Below are 15,963 nucleotides of genomic sequence, written 5' to 3'. Positions count from 1 at the left end.
TCGGACCGGCCCAGTCGCCCTGCCGGCGCTGCAGTGTCAGCAGGCCGGGGCGGGCAGCACCAGGGCTGCCGTCATGTGGATGCTGTCCTCAGCCCAGCGCGATCGCGGTCCACGACACCGGCGGCAGCTCGATGCTGAGCTGTCCGTCGGACAGGATCGCGCTCGGGTTCGTGTGCGGGGTCACGCGGTTCTGCTCGGCGAGGGTGTTCTTCGCGTACGCGTCCTTGTCGGCGAGTGTGACCGCCTCCAGAATCCGTGCGGAGCCGAGGCTGCGTACATCGATCGTGACCTGAGTGGCCTGCGTAAGCCCGCGGTGGACGAGGAAGACCGCGGCCCGGTCCTCGTCGACGGTGGCGACGGCGTCGACGACGGATGCCTCGCCGTGGTGTGCCGTGGTGTACGTCGGCGTCTCGATGACGGGTCGGATCACCTCGCCGGAAGCAAGCCGGCTGGTGATCGAGAACGGGTAGAAGGTGGTCTGCCGCCAGGCCGGGCCACCGGGCTCGGTCATGATCGGTGCGATGACGTTGACGAGTTGGGCGAGCGAGGCCGAGGTGACGCGGTCGCTGTGCTTGAGCAGCGTCATCAGCAGATTGCCGACGACGACGGCGTCCGCCACCGAGTAGACGTCCTCCAACTGGCGCGGGGCGTGCCGCCACTCGTCGTTGACCTCGTCGGACTCGGCGAACTCCTTCTGGTACCAGACGTTCCACTCGTCGAACGAGATATTGATCTTCTTCTTGGTGCGCTTCTTGTAGCCCACGTGATCGGCGGTCGCGACGACGGTGTCGATGAAGTAGTCCATGTCCATCGCCGAGGCCAGGAAGGAGCCGAGGTCGCCGTCGTGCTCCTGGTAATAGGCGTGGCAGGAGACGTAGTCGACGTGCTCGTAGGTGTGCTCGAGCACCGTGCGCTCCCAGTCGCCGAAGGTCGGCATCCCGGAGTTGGAGGAGCCGCAGACCACGAGTTCGAGGTCCTTGTCGGCCATCTTCATGGCGGCGGCGGTACGGGCGGCGAGCTTGCCGTAGTCCTCGGCGTTCAGGAAACCGGTCTGCCAGGACCCGTCCATCTCGTTGCCGAGGCACCACATGCGGATGTTGTGCGGGTGCGGCGTGCCGTTGGCGATGCGCAGGTCCGAAAGCTCCGTACCGGAGGGGTGGTTGGCGTATTCGAGCAGGTCGAGGGCGGGCAGGATGCCGCGTGTGCCGAGGTTGACCGCGAGCATCATCTCGGAGTCGGTGAGCTTGAGCCAGCGGGCGAACTCGTCCAGGCCGACCTGGTTCGACTCCAGCGAATGCCAGGCGAGGTCGCGCCGCACCGGTCGCGTCTCGCGTGGCCCGACCGAGTCCTCCCAGCGGAAACCGGACACGAAGTTGCCGCCGGGGTAGCGCACGGTTTTGGTGCCCAGCTCTCTGACGAGCTCGACGACGTCCATACGGAACCCGTCCTCGTTCGCGGTCGGATGGTCCGGCTCGTAGAGCCCGGTGTACACGCAGCGGCCGAGGTGTTCGACGAAAGAGCCGAAGGTGCGGCGACGGACAGGGGCGATGACGGCCTGCCTGTCGAGGATGACGTGGGCGCGCGGCATTGCGGTGGTCCTTTGCAGTTCAAGAGGGGAGGGGGCGGCGAGCGCGTTTACTTGACGGCCCCTGCGGTCAGGCCCTGGCGCCAGAACCGCTGGAGACAGACGAAGGCGACGAGCAGCGGGATCAGCGACAGGAACGCACCGGTGATCGGTATCAGCGTCGGCACGCCGCTGGCCCGCTCCGCGCGCCACTGCACCAAGCCCACCGTGACGGGCTGCAGGGAGGGGGTGTTGAGCATGAGCGCGGGCAGCAGGTAGTTGTTCCAGATGCCGACGAACTGGAACAGGAAGACGGTGACCAGGGCCGGTGACATCAGCGGCAGGGCGATCCGGAAGAAGGTGCGCCGTTCACCTGCTCCGTCGAGGCGTGCGGCTTCGAGGAGTTCGTCCGGGACGGACGCCGAGGCGAAGATCCGGCACAGGTAGACGCCGAACGGGCTGACGCAACAGGGCAGCAGCACCGACCAGTAGGTGTTGGTGATGTCGACCTTGGCCATGAGCAGGAACAACGGCAGGGCGAACATCGGCGCCGGAATGAGCACCGAGGCGAGGATGACGTTGAACACGCCTTCGCGGCCGCGGAAGCGGAACTTGGACAGCGCGTAGCCGGCCATCGCGGACAGCAGGGTTCCGACACTGGCGCCGACGAGGCTGTACAGCGCGCTGTTGGCGAGCCAGGTGGGGAAGATGCCGTCCTCGAAGCTGAAGACGTTCCTGATGTTGGTGACCAGGTCGAAGTGAGAGAACCACAGGGGCTGACCGGTGTCGAGGTAGCCCGATTCCTTGGTCGAGGAGACGAACAGCCACCACAGCGGGATCAGCGTGTACAGGGCCATCAGGCCCAGTACGCCGTTGACGACGGTCTTGCTGGCCATGTCGATGCCATTGCGGCGGGCGGGCGTGGCCGGTCGGGCGGGCCGGGTGGGTCGGCCGGCCGAAATCACGCTCATGCCATCGCTCCCTTGCGCTGGTTGTACTTGAGGAATCCGAGCGAGAGCACGAGGGTGATCAAGGCGAGGACGACGGACTGGGCGGCGGCCAGATTCTGGCCGCCCACGTCCATGTTCACGGTCGTGTTCATGATCGGGGAGAACTTCGGGTCGACGCCCGGTAGGCGCGCGGCGACCAGGATTGCCGGCTCGGTGTACATCTGCGCCGTCCCGATGATGGAGAAGACCGTGGTCAGCACCAGCGCGGGACGCACCAGCGGGATCTTCACCGCCCACGCCAGGCGCCATCCGGTGCAGCCGTCGAGCGCGGCGGCCTCCATCACCTCGGACGGGATCGTCTGCAGCGCGGAGTAGATGATCAGCATGTTGTAGCCGGTCCAGCCCCACGTGATCATGTTTCCGATCGAGACCGGAACCCACGGCGCGGACAGGAAGTCGGTGTGGATGCCGAGGTGGGACAGCGGTTCGGTGAACGGCGAGAGGTCTTTGACCAGGAGGTAGGACCACATCAGCGCGGCGATCGCGCCCGGCAGCGCATACGGCAGGAAGAACGTGAGCCGGAAGGTCTTGCGCAGCCGTGCCGAGCGGGAGTCCAGGAGGAGCGCGAGCAGCAGGGCCAGGCCGAGCATGAACGGGACCTGGACGCAGCCGAACAGCGCGACCCGGCCGATCGACGCGAGGAATTCGTGGTCGCTGAGGGCGTCGGCGTAGTTGGACAGGCCCGCGAACTCAGTTGTCTGCGCACCGCCGAACAGCCCGGCGCGGCGGATGGTGAAGAAGCTCTGGTAGATCGCGTAGCCGATCGGCGCGACCATCATGGTCAGGAAGAGGACCGCGAACGGCGCCAGGAAACCCGACGCGGTCAACGCGCTGCGCAGGCTGGCGCGCCGCGGCCGGCCGGCGGGGGTGACGCGGCGGGTGGCCGCGGGCGTCGGCCGCGGGGGTGACGCGGTCCGGGTGCTGCTTGCACTGCTCATGGAAACCTCGCTGGGCGGTTCGTCGTCAGGGAGCGGATTCCCGCGGCGCCGGGTACGGGCGGCCGCGGGAATCCTTCGGAGCGGCTGGAGTCGTGCCGCCTCAGCCGTTGGTCACCGACAAGCCGAGCTGCTTGATCGCGGCGACCGTCGAGGCCTGGACCTTGGTGACCGCCTCCGGCAGCGTGCCCTTGCCGATGGCGGCGGTGAAGTCCGTCTCGACCTGCTGGAAGGTCGGGCCGTTGGTCCAGGTGCTGGGCACCCCTGAGGCGGAGGCCTTGTACACGTCACCGACCTTCTGGCCGCCGAAGAACGGGTCACCGCCCGCGAGCAACGGGTCGTCCTGTCCGGCCTTCGACGCCGGGTAGAGACCGGTTTCGACGCCCGTCTTCACGGCTTGCGGGTCACTGGACAGAAAATCGGCGAACTGCACTGCTTCGCGGGGCGTCTTGCACCCGGTCATCACCGAGGTGGCCGATCCGCCGCCGCTGGCGCTGGTGCCGTCGCCGGCCTCCCAGGTCGGCATCGGGGCGACCCGCCACTTGCCGGCCTGGCCCTTCAGGTCCGACTTGATACCACCGGCGGCCCAGGCCGGGGCGACGAACGTCAGCACCTTGCCGTTTTCGGAGGCCTTGTTGAACTGCGGGTCCCAGGCGCTGCCGTGCTTCGCTGTCAGCCCCTGGTCCTTCAGGTCCTGCCAGTAGGCGGCGACCTTGCGGGTGCCGGGGTTGTCGATGCTGACGGTCCAGCTGTCCCCCTTGGTCGAGTACCAGGACTGACCGGTCTGCAGGGTGAAAGACGCCAAAGCGTCGCCGCCACCGAGCACGGTGCCGAACTTCACAGTGGGGTCTGCTGCCTTGACCTTCTCTGCGTCGGCCTTGTAGTCGGCCCAGGTGGCCGACGGCTTGCTGATGCCGTACTTGGCGAACAGGTCCTTGCGGTAGAAGAGGACCATCGGGCCGACATCCACCGGAACCCCGTAGACCTTGCCGCCGACGCTGGAGAAGGCGCCGGCCGACGGGACGTACTTGTCCATGCCGTCGCTTGCGTACTCCGTGATGTCCATGAGCGTGTTCTTCACGAGCATCGACGGGATGTTCTGGTACTCGATCTGGGCCAGGCATGGGCCATCGCCCGCGGTGAGCGCGTTGCTGATCTGGGTGTAGCCGCCCTTGGGGCCCGACGGGATCTTCCTGAAGGTGATCTTGATGTCCGGGTGGGCGGCGTTCCACTGGTCGACGATCTTCTCGTAGCCGGCCCAGCCCCAGAACTCCATCTTCACCGGCCCGCTTTGGCCCGATTCCCCGGCGGAGTTCTTCTTGTCGTCGCTGCACGCGCCGACGCCGAATGCCATGACGGACGCGGTAGCGAGCGCCAGGAGCCTGCGGGTGCGTATGGTGGTGCGGTCCATGTGAGGGAAACCCTTCGTGATGGGGACTGACTTGCTGGACTGTCGGTGGGCGGGCGGCCAGGCCCGCCTACCGACCGGTGCTGAACTCGACGCGGAACACCGTCGGGACCGCGGCCAGGACGTCCGATGCCGAGGGACCCGGCCCGCAGGACGCGCTGCCGAGGCCGTGGTGCGCATGGTCGAGGTGGAGATGGATTCGGCCGTCGCCGACCAGGTCATGCTGGTGGGCCGCGGCGGCCAGGGCCGCGGTGCTCCACGGACGCACGGTCAGGTCGATGACCGGGTCGCCCGTGAGGCGCAGGGTGCCGACCGCGGTGGTGATCTCGGCGCGGCGTACTTGGTGGCGGTTGCCGTTCTCCTGCGGACGCACATAGGGGGTCTGCATCGCCGAGACCGTCGACCGATAACGGCCGACGCGTACGGCGTTGCGGGAGTCGCGGTACGCCTCGCCGGGACCCAGGCCGAACCACTCGACCTCGGCGTCGGTGCCCGGCAGTGACAGCGCGATCCCCAGCCGGGGCAGCGGCACCGACCAGGCCCCGTCAGGAGTGACGGTGCACTCCAGCCGGAGCCGGCCCTGGCCCGCGTCCGGTCCGTCGCCGACCGACCAGCGGTAGACCACGCCGAGCGCCGCGGAGGACCCGGCGGCGGCGAGCCGGGCGGTGACCGTGAGCCCTTGCGTGTCGGGCTCGACGCTCAGGACCTCGTGTCGCATCCGGTGCAGTCCGGCGTCGAGCCAGGCGGTGATCTGCGGCTCGCCGAACGCGTTGAGCAGGTCGTTGTCGATAGGGGCACGCCAGATGTCCAGCCTGGGTCCGCCGAGTTCCAGGCCGCCGAGCCGGATCAACTCCCCGCTGCGGGCGTCGAATTGCGCGGGTCCCAGGGTGACGTGGCCGTCGTGGGCGAGCGCCGGCGCCGACGGTGAGGGGACGGAGCACGAGGCCGGGGCCACGGCAAGCCCCTGCGCCCAGGCGATCTCGTGACCGGCCCCGGCCCAGGACTCGTCGGCGACGAGCACCGCGGTCACGGACAGCCACACCTCGCCGCCGGAGCCGTTCTCGCGCGCCGCATCGAGCGCGGCGGCGACCTCCGCGGGCCATTCGACGGTGGTCGTCGCGCCCGGAGCGGTCGTGGGCACCTTCAGGTCGCCGGAGCCCACCGGATCGCCGCGGTCCTCGACGCTCCACCGGAAGTCCAAGTAGCCGCTGTCGCGGACGTGGTGCAGGTTGTGCACGCTGAACTGCCGCGCCGCCGGGTCGACGTGGATCCGTATCGGCTCGATGACCTTCTTGTACTCGACCAGACCCGGCGACGGCGTGCGGTCGGGAAAGAGCAGCCCGTCGGCCACGAAGGCGCCGTCGTGGACCTCCTCGCCGAAGTCGCCGCCGTAGGCGTAGAACGCGCGGGGCTCCTGGTCCTCGGTGCGCCGGGCGATCCCGTGGTCGAGCCACTCCCAGATGAATCCGCCAGCCAGACGCGGATGCGCCTCGATGACCTGCTGGTACTCGGAAAGACCGCCGGGGCCGGTGCCCATGGCGTGCCCGTACTCGCACAGCACGAACGGCAGGGCGCGGCGGTGCGCGTCGTCGGCCGGATCGGCCGTCGGTGCCTCCTGGCCGCGTCCGATGGCGGCCAGCTCGTCCACACCGATGTACATGCGGGAGTACAGGTCGACGTACGCGCAGCTCGCGAAGTCGCCCTCGTAGTGGATCAGCCGGCTGTCGTCGCGCTGCCGGATCCAGGCGGCCGCGGCGGCCAGATTGGCGCCGGTGCCGGACTCGTTGCCCAGCGACCAGACGATGACCGAGGGGTGGTTCTTGTCGCGCTCCACCAGCCGAGCCGTCCGGTCCAGGTACGCCTCGCGCCACGCGGGGTCGTTGCTGGGATTGCGGTGCCAGTTGTCAGGTTCAAAGCCGTGCGTCTCGAGGTCGCCTTCGCAGAACACCCACAGGCCGTGCTCGTCGCACAGGTCCAGGAAACGGTGGTCGGGCGGGTAGTGGCTGGTGCGCACCGCGTTGATGTTGTGCTGCTTCATGAGCAGCACATCGGTCACCATGGTGTCCTCGGTCAGGGTTCGCCCCGTCAGCGGATGCCATTCGTGGCGGTTGACGCCCCGCAGCGAGATCGGCCTGCCGTTGACGGTGAGCACGCCGTCCACGACGGCCACGGTGCGGAAGCCGATGCGCAGCGGTATCCGCTCTCCGGCGTCGGAGACAAGTTCCCCTGCGTACAGGCGCGGCTGCTCGTCCGACCAGGGCTCGACGGAGTCGATCACGTACGGGCCGGCCGGATCGGCGCCGGATATGCCGAGTTCGGGCACCGATAGCAGCGCCCCGCACGGGGCGGTGACGTCGACGGCCAGGGTGCCCTGCCCGGTGGTGTGGTCAAAGGTGGCGCGTACGAAGAAGTCCTCGACACCGCGTGCGGCTACGGACACCGACCGGAAGATCCCGGACAGCCACCACATGTCCTGGTCTTCCAGGTAGCTGCCGGACGACCACTGGTGCACGCGGACCGCGAGTACGTTCCTGCCGGGCCGCAACGCGGCGGAGACGTCGAACTCGGTGGTCACGCGGCTGCCCTTGCCGTCACCGAGCCGAACGCCGTTCAGCCACACCGCGAACGCGGAGTCGACGCCCTCGAACCGGAGCACCGCGGCCGATGCCGGGAAGCCGTCGGGAACATTGAACTCGCGGCGGTACTCGCCGGTCGGGTTCTGCCGAGGCACCCGTGGCGGGTCGACCGGGAACGGGTACGCGATGTTGGTGTAAGCCGGGGCGCCGTAGCGTGGTTCGCCGGGCAGGCCGCTCATCTGCCAGCAGGACGGCACGGCGAGCAGGTCCCAGGCGGTGTCGTCGAAGTGCGGTGCGGAGAAGTCCCCGGTGAGGTCGTCCAGCCCCGACGCCAGCCTGAATCTCCAGTCGCCGTCGAGCGCGAGCGTGGGCAGGTCGGAAGCGAACGCGGCGCGTGGCCGCAGCCGTCCGGTGCCCGGCGACCGGTCTTCGACGTAGGCGTTGGGGTCGAGGTCGTTCATCAGTGAAGGTGTTTCCTCTCAAGCTGCCCCGTGGTGGCGGGAGATGGCCGGAATTGATTGCGTCGGCAAGTCATGGGTGTGCCGTGGCAGGTGAGGCAGTGCCGGGCGCCTAGCGATTGCCCCGGGCGGGCCCGCTGCTGTCGCGGACGGTCAAGGTCGGGCGCAGCAGAGATACGACATTGGTCGGCGGCCTGCCCGTATCGACGGCTCGCAGCAGCAGTTCGACGGCCTGCTGGGCCATCTCGCGCTTGGGGAAGGTGACCGTGGTCAATGCCGGCCGGATCCGCCCTACTTGGGCGATGTCGTCGAAGCCGACGACGCTGACGTCGTCGGGGACCCGCCGACCGGAGCGGACCACCGCTTCTATGGCGCCGATGGCCAGCACGTCGTGGGTGGCGAAGATCGCCGTCAGGTCCGGATCCGCCTCAAGGGCCGCGCAGGCCGCGGCGAAGCCGCCGGCGGCGTCGTCGCTGGTGCACGCGAACACCTTGCGGTCGTCCAGACCGTCGGCGGCGAACGCCCTGCGCAACCCCGCGACGCGCGGCGTGTGTGCGGGAAGGTCGGCGATCACCGCGACGTTGCGGTGGCCGAGATCCCGCAGATGGCACCCGGCCAGAAACCCTGCGTGCTGGTAGTCGATGGACACCACCGGCAGCGTGGTCGGCGGATCGCCCTCCCAAGCGAACAGCGCGACAGGGAAGTTGGCCGCGGCGAGCATCGGGAGGTGCTGTTCGACGCCGTTGTCCCCGGCGACAAGGAGTGCGTCCACCGAGCGTGCCGTGAGGTTCTCCAGGTGGGCCCGGGTGTAGTCGGGATCGTCGCGCGTCGTGGCGAGCAACAGGTTGTATCCGTGGCCGACCAGGAGGTTCTCGACCTCCTCGACCACCTCCGAATAGAACGCGTTGGCCACCGAGGGAACGAACAGGCCCACCGTCGACGTGCTGCCCGTGCGTAGCGAGCGCGCCACCAGGTTCGGCTTGTAGCCGAGTTCGGCGATGGCCTTGTTCACCTTCACCAGGGTCTCCGGGCGCACCTTCTTGCCCGAAACCACATTGGAGACGGTCTGTTTGGTGACCCCTGCCCGCGCGGCCACATCCGCCATCGTCACCACGTAGTCTCCCCGAAACATTTATCGATCCACGAAAGTGGCGTCACTGTAGGACGGCTGTCGGCGCAGGGCAATACTTCGCGCATGACGGTTGCTGGAACCGTTGCGGAGCATGGTGAGGGCGCCATGGACAGGTGGTGCGTGTTTCCGCGGGTTGACGTGTGCGGAGCATTGACGGCTCCGGAAATGCGGCAGTAACGTCCCCGCCACGCCGGATTACTTGGATCGGTCAACGTAGTGGTCCTCCCGGCCGCGACGGTCCAACGGCCGCGTTCCGGCCGCAAGTTCGCACATGCTCCGCGCCATCTCCAGCAGGCGGCGAGCGCCTGCAAAGACCCGCAACGACCTGAGAAGACCTGGAAAGGTCTCGTCCGGAGGAGAGACAGGCATGTACCGACAGGCCGGCGGCGACGCCGACCCGAACCCTGCCCCGCACCCCGCCCCGCCGCGACGCAGATCGCGCCTGAAGCGCTTCATCGCGGCCGCCGTCGGCGCCTCCCTTGCGGCAGCGAGCCTCCTGCTCACCGGCACCGCCCCCGCGCACGCCGCCACCACCGTCCACACGTACGCACCGACGGGAGTGGGAGGCGGTACGACTGCGTCCCCTGACGTGCCGTCCACCAAGTACCAGGTGCAAGTCGCCGGTACGCCCGTCCAGGCGGTCAAGTACACAGCGAACCGCAACAACTTCGACATCGCGCGCTTCGCGTCGGACTCCCGCACACCGACGATCACGGTCACCCTGCCCAGCACCACGATCGACACGGTGAACGTGTACCCGGCCCGCTACTACCCGGCCGGCAGCGTGTCCGTGAGCGCGGACAAGCACACCCTGACGTTCCGGATGTCAGCCGCCGCCAAGTTGAACCAAGCGATCGTGATGGTCAACGGCGATTCGACCAACGCCGCAGGTCAGCCCTACCTGGCGGTCATCAACGACCCCCTGGAAGGCGCGGGGCAGCGTCCGGACACCACGAGCGCACCGGACGGTTCCGGCGTCAACCTGGGGACCGGCGTCCTCAACTTCCAGGAGTTCGCCGCGAAGTACCTCGCGGCGCACCCGAACAGCGAGGCTCAGAATGCTCCCGCCGCGCAGACGAGCTCCATGGCCGGCAAGAGCGTGAACGGTACCGCCATCCCCGCCGGTCAGCAGACATCGGCCGGGAGCCTGGTGAGCGCGAGCACCGTCAATGTGCGCTACCCGAAGGTGCGGACGATGGCCGCCGGCGACGTCACGTACGCCCTCAAGGCCGCCATCGACACGATCAAGGCCAACCCCACGGCCCTCAACACGCTCTACTTCCCGAACGGTACGTATGTGTCGTCCGGTCTCCTGATCAACGGTCTCGACGGCAGCAAGCTCAAGGGCGGCAAGCTGAAGGTCTACACCGACGAAGGGGCCCTGCTGAAGAACCGCATCCAGGCCTACATGGAGGCGTTCGAGCCGGCGGTCGGGATCATCAACTCGCGCAACATCGAATTTGACGGGCGTGGCGTATTCGACGGCAACGGCGTCGCGAACTACAACGCCGGTAGCAGCGGTGATCGACACGACGCCAACAGCAGCCAGCACCAGGGCGGCGTCATGGTCATGCACTCCTCGGACATCACGTTCGACGACACCTACGTGCGTGACTCGAAGCAGTGGAACTACGAGACCCACGGCGCCAAGCGGGTGAGGTTCAACAACATCAAGGCCCTCACCCCGTACGGCCAGCCGTGGATCGACGGGACGAACTTCGCGAGCGGTCAGGACATCGCCGCCAACGGCGTCTTCACCCTCGGCAACGACGACGCGTTCGCCTCCGGCCACTACAACCCCAGCGACGGGTTCACCCCGTTGGCCCCCGGCGTGTGGAACAACTTCAAGCTCGGCACCTCCACCCCGGACATCCAGGGCTATGTCGACGCGGCAGGCGCCCACGACACCGTCGCCGACGCACTCGGGTTCGACAATTACCACTGGGACCACGAGGACACGAAGAACATCTCGGTTAGCAACACCCTGAACTGGTCCGTCGGTGCGGGCAACGCGATCCGGATCGGACTCCCCGGGTACGGCTACCGCACCAACAGCTACACCTTCGACAACTTCAACTCCGTGTCGCCGTCGGCCGGTGGCATCACCATGGGCCACGCCCCCAACCGGGACCCCAACATGAGCGTCGTGGTGAAGAACAGCTCGATCGACAACTCCCGGTTCATCAACAAGGGGCCGGTCGGGGTCTCCAACGGCGACGCCACCAAGACCATCACCGCCGAACAGCAGGCGATCTACGGGTACGCCCCCAACCCTGACGGGTCGGGCACCACGTACACGTACAGCAGGTCCCCGATCGGCACCTTCAAAATGGACAACGTGTGGTTCTCGCGGCAGCCGACGGGCAGCAGCTCGTTGAGCGGCATCACGGACGCGACGCTGAACAACCTGCACGTGGCCGGCCAACTCGTCCAATACACCAGCCAGTTCCCCTTGACGACCAGCGGCATCGGTACGCTCACCACCACCTACACCGACGCCAATGGCCAGACGAAGAACGTCAAGCCCGGCACCCTCACCAACGGCGACACCTGGGTGGGTGCGTGGACCGGCGACCAGACGAAGAACAGCTCCTCGGACCTCACCCTCATCACCCGTAATACCGGGGTCGGCCTGATGGGCGAGCAGTACACCACAGGATCCGGGGACGGAAAGCTCTCCTACCTCCAGTTCCCCCTCAACAGCCTCACCAGGGCACCGAGCCAGGCGACACTCCATCTCACCTACGTCGGCCACCGCTACTCGACGGTCCCGTCGACCGACACCGACCAACTCCTCGTACAGCCCGTCAGCGACACCACCTGTACCGGCGGCGGCACGTCCTGCCCGGTCACCACGATGACCTGGCAGAACCGGCCGAGCTTCACCGCCACAACCTCCTCCGTCGCCAAGTCGGCCACCTTCACGCTCGGTTCAACCCTTGTCCCCGAGGGCGGCGGAGCCCACCAGGGCAACGCCATCGACGGCCGCGACATCACCGTCGACATCACCGCCTTCGTCCAGAACGCCTATGCGGCCAACCAGTCCACGCTCCTGCTCGCAGTCGGCAACGCGGGGGGCACCAACCACGAGCTGCGCTTTGTCAGTTCGGAAGGCGCCGCCGGCTCCGGAAAGCTCACCAACGGGACCGCCGAGATGGCACCCGGAGTGACCGTGACCCCGTAGACACCCGAGGCCGGTCCGTCCCCACGGGGCGGGCCGGCCTCAGCCGTCCGGTTCTGCCGTCGACGGCTCAGCCGGCCACCGCATGTCTGGCAAACCGCTGTATGTCCGCCACCGCACCCGCACCGGTCGACAGCGCGTCACCCCTATACCCAGTTGTGCTCAGCGTCCTACAACGGAGTCGCCCTATGTCCCTGCCCGGCCTTCCCCTCAACCGCCGGCGTTTCCTCACCACGGGCGCCCTCACCACGGGTGCCCTCGCCGCAGGCGCCGCGACGATGCCCGGCTTCGTCTTCGCCTCCCAGGCCGCCGCGGCCGTACCGCCCCAGGTCACCCTGCCCGACCGCGGAATCTGGGACAGCGCCACTGCGTCCGCCTGGACTGACGGGTTCCTGAGCGGAAACGGCGAATACGGGACCGTCTACTACGGGGCGCCGACGCTCGAGAAGGTGATCTTCAACCATCACCGGTTCGTGCTGCCCAACGGCAGCCGGAGCGTCCTGCCCCCCGTGCTCTCGCCCTATCTCGAGACCGCCCGGGACCAGGCGCTGGCCGGCGACTACTCCGGCGCCTCCGCCACCTTCGCGCACGGCTGGAGCCTGCGCTGGACCCAGATTTTCCACCCCGGCTACGAACTCCAGCTCAGCACCCCGGGCATGACCACCGTCAACGACTTCGCCCGCATCACCGACTTCCGCACCGGCGAGGTCACCCACACCTGGACCGACCAGTACGGCACCTGGAAGCGCCACGTCTTCGTCTCCCGAGCCGACCAGGTCATCGTCCACGAGTTGGTGCCCGCCACCGGCCGCACCGTGGATACCACCATCAGCGTCAACACCGCTCTTGCGGGCGTGCCGACCAGCGTGTCCTTCTCCGCCACCGCCACCGCCACTGTCACGAGCGGCGACGGTTACCTGAACCTGCGCGGCACCTACCCCTCCGGGGGTGCCTACGGCTACGAGGGCGTCACCCGCGTCGTGGCCTCCGGCAGCGGCTCCTCCGTGACCGCCGACGGGCAGACCCTGGTGGTCGCCAAGGCCACCAAGGTGCTGCTGCTGACCAAGCTCGGCCGGTACGAGACCTCCACCGGCTGGGACAGCCGGCCCCTGCAGACCGCCCTCGCCGCGCTGACGGCCGACTACGCCACCCTCCTGGGGCGCCACGCACCAAAGCACCAGACCATGTACGACCGCTCCGGCATCGACCTCGACGTCTCCGCCGCCGACCGCCGGCTGGCCACCAGCGAGCTGATAGCCCGGCAGAACAGCAACGCGTCCGCCATCGACGCCGCACTGCTGGAGCGGATGTACGACTCCGGCCGCTACCTCTTCATCAGTTCCAGCGGCGTCCTGCCGCCACGCCTGACCGGCATCTGGACCGGCACCTGGAACGGCTCCTGGGCCGACGACTTCACCACGGACGCCAACATCAACCTGCAGGTCGCCGGCGGCAACATCCTCGACCTCACCGACGCCATGCAGGGCTACTTCGACCTCATCCTCGGCCAGCTCGCCCACTGGCGGGACAACGCCACCAACCTCTACGGCGCCCGCGGCTTCCTCGCCCCGTCCCGCACCGACGGCGAGTACGGGCACATGCTGCACTTCAACAGCGGCAGCTTCCCCGGCGAGGCCTGGACCGGCGGCGCCGACTGGCTGCTCTACCCGCTTCTGGAGTACTACCAGGTCACCGGCGACAGCGCTTTCCTGAAGAACAAGCTCGGTCCGGCCCTGATGGAACTGGCCCTGTTCTACGAGGACTTCCTCACCCGCACCGACGCCGGCGGCAAGGTCGTCTTCGTCCCCTCCTACTCCATGGAGAACACCCCGCTCAGCACCGGCCAGGCGTTCTCCGTCAACGCCACCGGCGACATCATGGCCGGCCGGCACGCCCTCCAGGCCGCGATCGACGCGGCCGACACCCTCGGCCTGGAGCAGGGCAACGGCCAGGGCGTGCAACGCTGGACCGCCCTGCTCGCCAAGCTGCCCGACTACACCGTCAACAGCGACGGGGCGCTCGCCGAGTGGTCCTGGCCGGGCCTGACCGACCGCTACAACCACCGGCACGTCCAGCACCTGTACGGCGCCTGGCCGCTGCACGAGATCAACCCCGAGGACAAGCCCGACCTCGTCACGTACGCGGCCAAGGCCCTGGACAAGCGAGGCGACCAGAACTACTCCGCCCACGGCAGCCTCCACCGGGCGCTGGCCCGCGCCCGCCTGAAGGACGGCCCCGGCGTCTACGGCGACCTGCTCAAGATCTACGGCAAGAACATGGTGTGGCGGAGTCTGATGACCTCCCACAACCCCAACCTGGACATCTACAACTGCGACGCCGCCAACGCCATCCCCGCGGTCCTCGGTGAAGCACTCGTCTACACGCGCCCCGGTGTCCTCGAGATCCTCCCCGCCCTCCCCGAACAGCTGGGCAAGGGCACCATCAAGGGCGTCCGCGGCCGCAACCGCATCACTGTCCAGTCCCTGACCTGGGACACGGCGGCTCGCACGGCCACGGTCACGCTCACCTCCGACATCGACCAGAACGTCACCTTCATCTGCCGGCGCGGCATCACGTCCATCAGCACCGGCGCGACGGTCACCACGTCGTCGCTGGGCAACCATGCCCGCAGGGTGTCGCTGACCGCAGGGACGAGCACCACGATCACGATCGGCCTGCTGACCGGCCCCTTCAAGCTGGTCAACCGCAAGAGCGGCAAGGTCATGGACATCTCCGGCTCCTCCACCTCCGACGGCGGTTCGGTCATCCAGTACACGTGGTCCGGCGGCGCGAACCAGCAGTGGAAGCTGCTCCCCGACCACGACGGCTCGTTCCGTCTGTCCAACGTCAACAGCGGCAAGGTGCTCGACGTCCCGGACGGGTCCACCAGCAACGGCACAGCCCTGGACCAGCGGTCGGACGCCAACGGAACCCACCAGTGGTGGAAGCTCGTACCGGCGGCTACCAGCGGCTACTACCGCCTCGTCAACATCAAGAGCGGGCTGTGCGCAGACGTGCAGAGCGGATCCTCCGCCGACGGCGCCAAGGTCATCCAGTGGCCCGCCAACGGCGGCTCCAACCAGGAATGGCAGCCGGTGGGGCTGTGAGGGCGTGTCTCGATGAGTCGCGCAGGTGTGGAGGGTGCCGGCTCTTTGGGGGCGGGTCTGTCGCGCTATCTGCAGACCCAGGGCGTGGCCCGCGGTGGGTAGGCCTCGTGCCGCACAGGGGCGAGGCGGATCCAGGCCCGCGCGACCGACCTACGGCTGCCGCACCTACCCGGAGGGCGGGCCGGCTGCCTGCCCAGGGGCACGGACGCTGTCTGCTGCCGCGGAGGAATTAGTAGTGGTCCGCTGGATCTGGCATGTGTCCGGACTGGAGCCCGACGACCTGGTGCTACATGAAATCGCTCGACACCCGCGCGCGCTGCCAGCAGGTTCACGACTTGCTCGACAAGAGCGTTGGCCTGCTGGAATGCCCCCGCCGACTCGGCCTGGGCCTCAATACCATCAAGCGGTACGTCCTCCACGCCGAGCCCAAGCCGTTGATGCTGACCCTGCCCTTCCGGCCCGGACTGGTCGACCCCTCCGTTGCGTCAACTCCGGCCGCGTCGAAGCCGTCCACGCCGTACCGTCCCCGCGCCGGGGTGACCGGCCTGCTGACCAGCCGAGTCGCGCGCAGACGAGCTTGGGCTCACTCGGC

At 68.2% G+C, this 15,963-nt stretch carries 8 protein-coding genes; 2 read left to right on the top strand and 6 right to left on the bottom strand.

What is annotated here, in order from left to right:
- Positions 1-88: 88 nt before the first annotated feature.
- The 6 genes from arfA to BN159_RS07815 all read right to left on the bottom strand — a co-directional run bounded on the left by arfA (position 89) and on the right by BN159_RS07815 (position 9,056).
- Entirely contained in the window at positions 89-1,588 is a 1,500-nt protein-coding gene (gene arfA, locus BN159_RS07840) for an arabinosylfuranosidase ArfA (protein ID WP_015656394.1), read from the bottom strand.
- A 47-nt stretch (positions 1,589-1,635) separates the two neighbouring features.
- Positions 1,636-2,535: a carbohydrate ABC transporter permease gene (locus tag BN159_RS07835; RefSeq protein ID WP_015656393.1), complete on the bottom strand. Its 900-nt coding sequence runs from the start codon at positions 2,533-2,535 to the stop codon at positions 1,636-1,638.
- Entirely contained in the window at positions 2,532-3,512 is a 981-nt protein-coding gene (locus BN159_RS07830; RefSeq protein WP_015656392.1) for a carbohydrate ABC transporter permease, read from the bottom strand. The genes BN159_RS07835 and BN159_RS07830 overlap by 4 nt, the downstream gene beginning before the upstream one ends.
- A gap of 100 nt (positions 3,513-3,612) precedes the next feature.
- Complete coding sequence (locus BN159_RS07825; protein WP_015656391.1) at positions 3,613-4,920, bottom strand: ABC transporter substrate-binding protein; 1,308 nt, start codon at positions 4,918-4,920, stop codon at positions 3,613-3,615.
- A 67-nt stretch (positions 4,921-4,987) separates the two neighbouring features.
- A complete protein-coding gene (locus tag BN159_RS07820) occupies positions 4,988-7,954 on the bottom strand; it encodes a glycoside hydrolase family 2 TIM barrel-domain containing protein (protein WP_015656390.1) in 2,967 nt (988 codons plus the stop codon).
- Positions 7,955-8,063: 109 nt separating this feature from the next.
- On the bottom strand, positions 8,064-9,056 hold the full coding sequence (locus BN159_RS07815; protein ID WP_231905702.1) for a LacI family DNA-binding transcriptional regulator: 993 nt from the start codon (positions 9,054-9,056) through the stop codon (positions 8,064-8,066).
- A gap of 394 nt (positions 9,057-9,450) precedes the next feature.
- Here BN159_RS07815 and BN159_RS07810 point away from each other — a divergent pair, with 394 nt between their 5' ends.
- On the top strand, positions 9,451-12,267 hold the full coding sequence (locus BN159_RS07810) for a DNRLRE domain-containing protein (RefSeq protein ID WP_015656388.1): 2,817 nt from the start codon (positions 9,451-9,453) through the stop codon (positions 12,265-12,267).
- 185 nt (positions 12,268-12,452) lie between these two features.
- Positions 12,453-15,371, top strand: coding sequence for a glycosyl hydrolase family 95 catalytic domain-containing protein (locus BN159_RS47420; RefSeq protein ID WP_015656387.1), 2,919 nt, complete (start codon positions 12,453-12,455; stop codon positions 15,369-15,371).
- Positions 15,372-15,963: the final 592 nt, after the last annotated feature.

Source organism: Streptomyces davaonensis JCM 4913 (assembly GCF_000349325.1).
Taxonomy (GTDB): domain Bacteria; phylum Actinomycetota; class Actinomycetes; order Streptomycetales; family Streptomycetaceae; genus Streptomyces; species Streptomyces davaonensis.
This window is presented reverse-complemented; position numbering and strand designations above follow the sequence as displayed.

Coding starts and splice junctions, on each gene's coding strand:
- BN159_RS07825 (WP_015656391.1), bottom strand. CDS start 4,920: ATGGACCGCACCACCATACGCACCCGCAGGCTCCTGGCGCTCGCTACC.
- BN159_RS07830 (WP_015656392.1), bottom strand. CDS start 3,512: ATGAGCAGTGCAAGCAGCACCCGGACCGCGTCACCCCCGCGGCCGACG.
- BN159_RS07835 (WP_015656393.1), bottom strand. CDS start 2,535: ATGAGCGTGATTTCGGCCGGCCGACCCACCCGGCCCGCCCGACCGGCC.
- BN159_RS47420 (WP_015656387.1), top strand. CDS start 12,453: ATGTCCCTGCCCGGCCTTCCCCTCAACCGCCGGCGTTTCCTCACCACG.
- BN159_RS07810 (WP_015656388.1), top strand. CDS start 9,451: ATGTACCGACAGGCCGGCGGCGACGCCGACCCGAACCCTGCCCCGCAC.
- arfA (WP_015656394.1), bottom strand. CDS start 1,588: ATGCCGCGCGCCCACGTCATCCTCGACAGGCAGGCCGTCATCGCCCCT.
- BN159_RS07815 (WP_231905702.1), bottom strand. CDS start 9,056: ATGGCGGATGTGGCCGCGCGGGCAGGGGTCACCAAACAGACCGTCTCC.
- BN159_RS07820 (WP_015656390.1), bottom strand. CDS start 7,954: ATGAACGACCTCGACCCCAACGCCTACGTCGAAGACCGGTCGCCGGGC.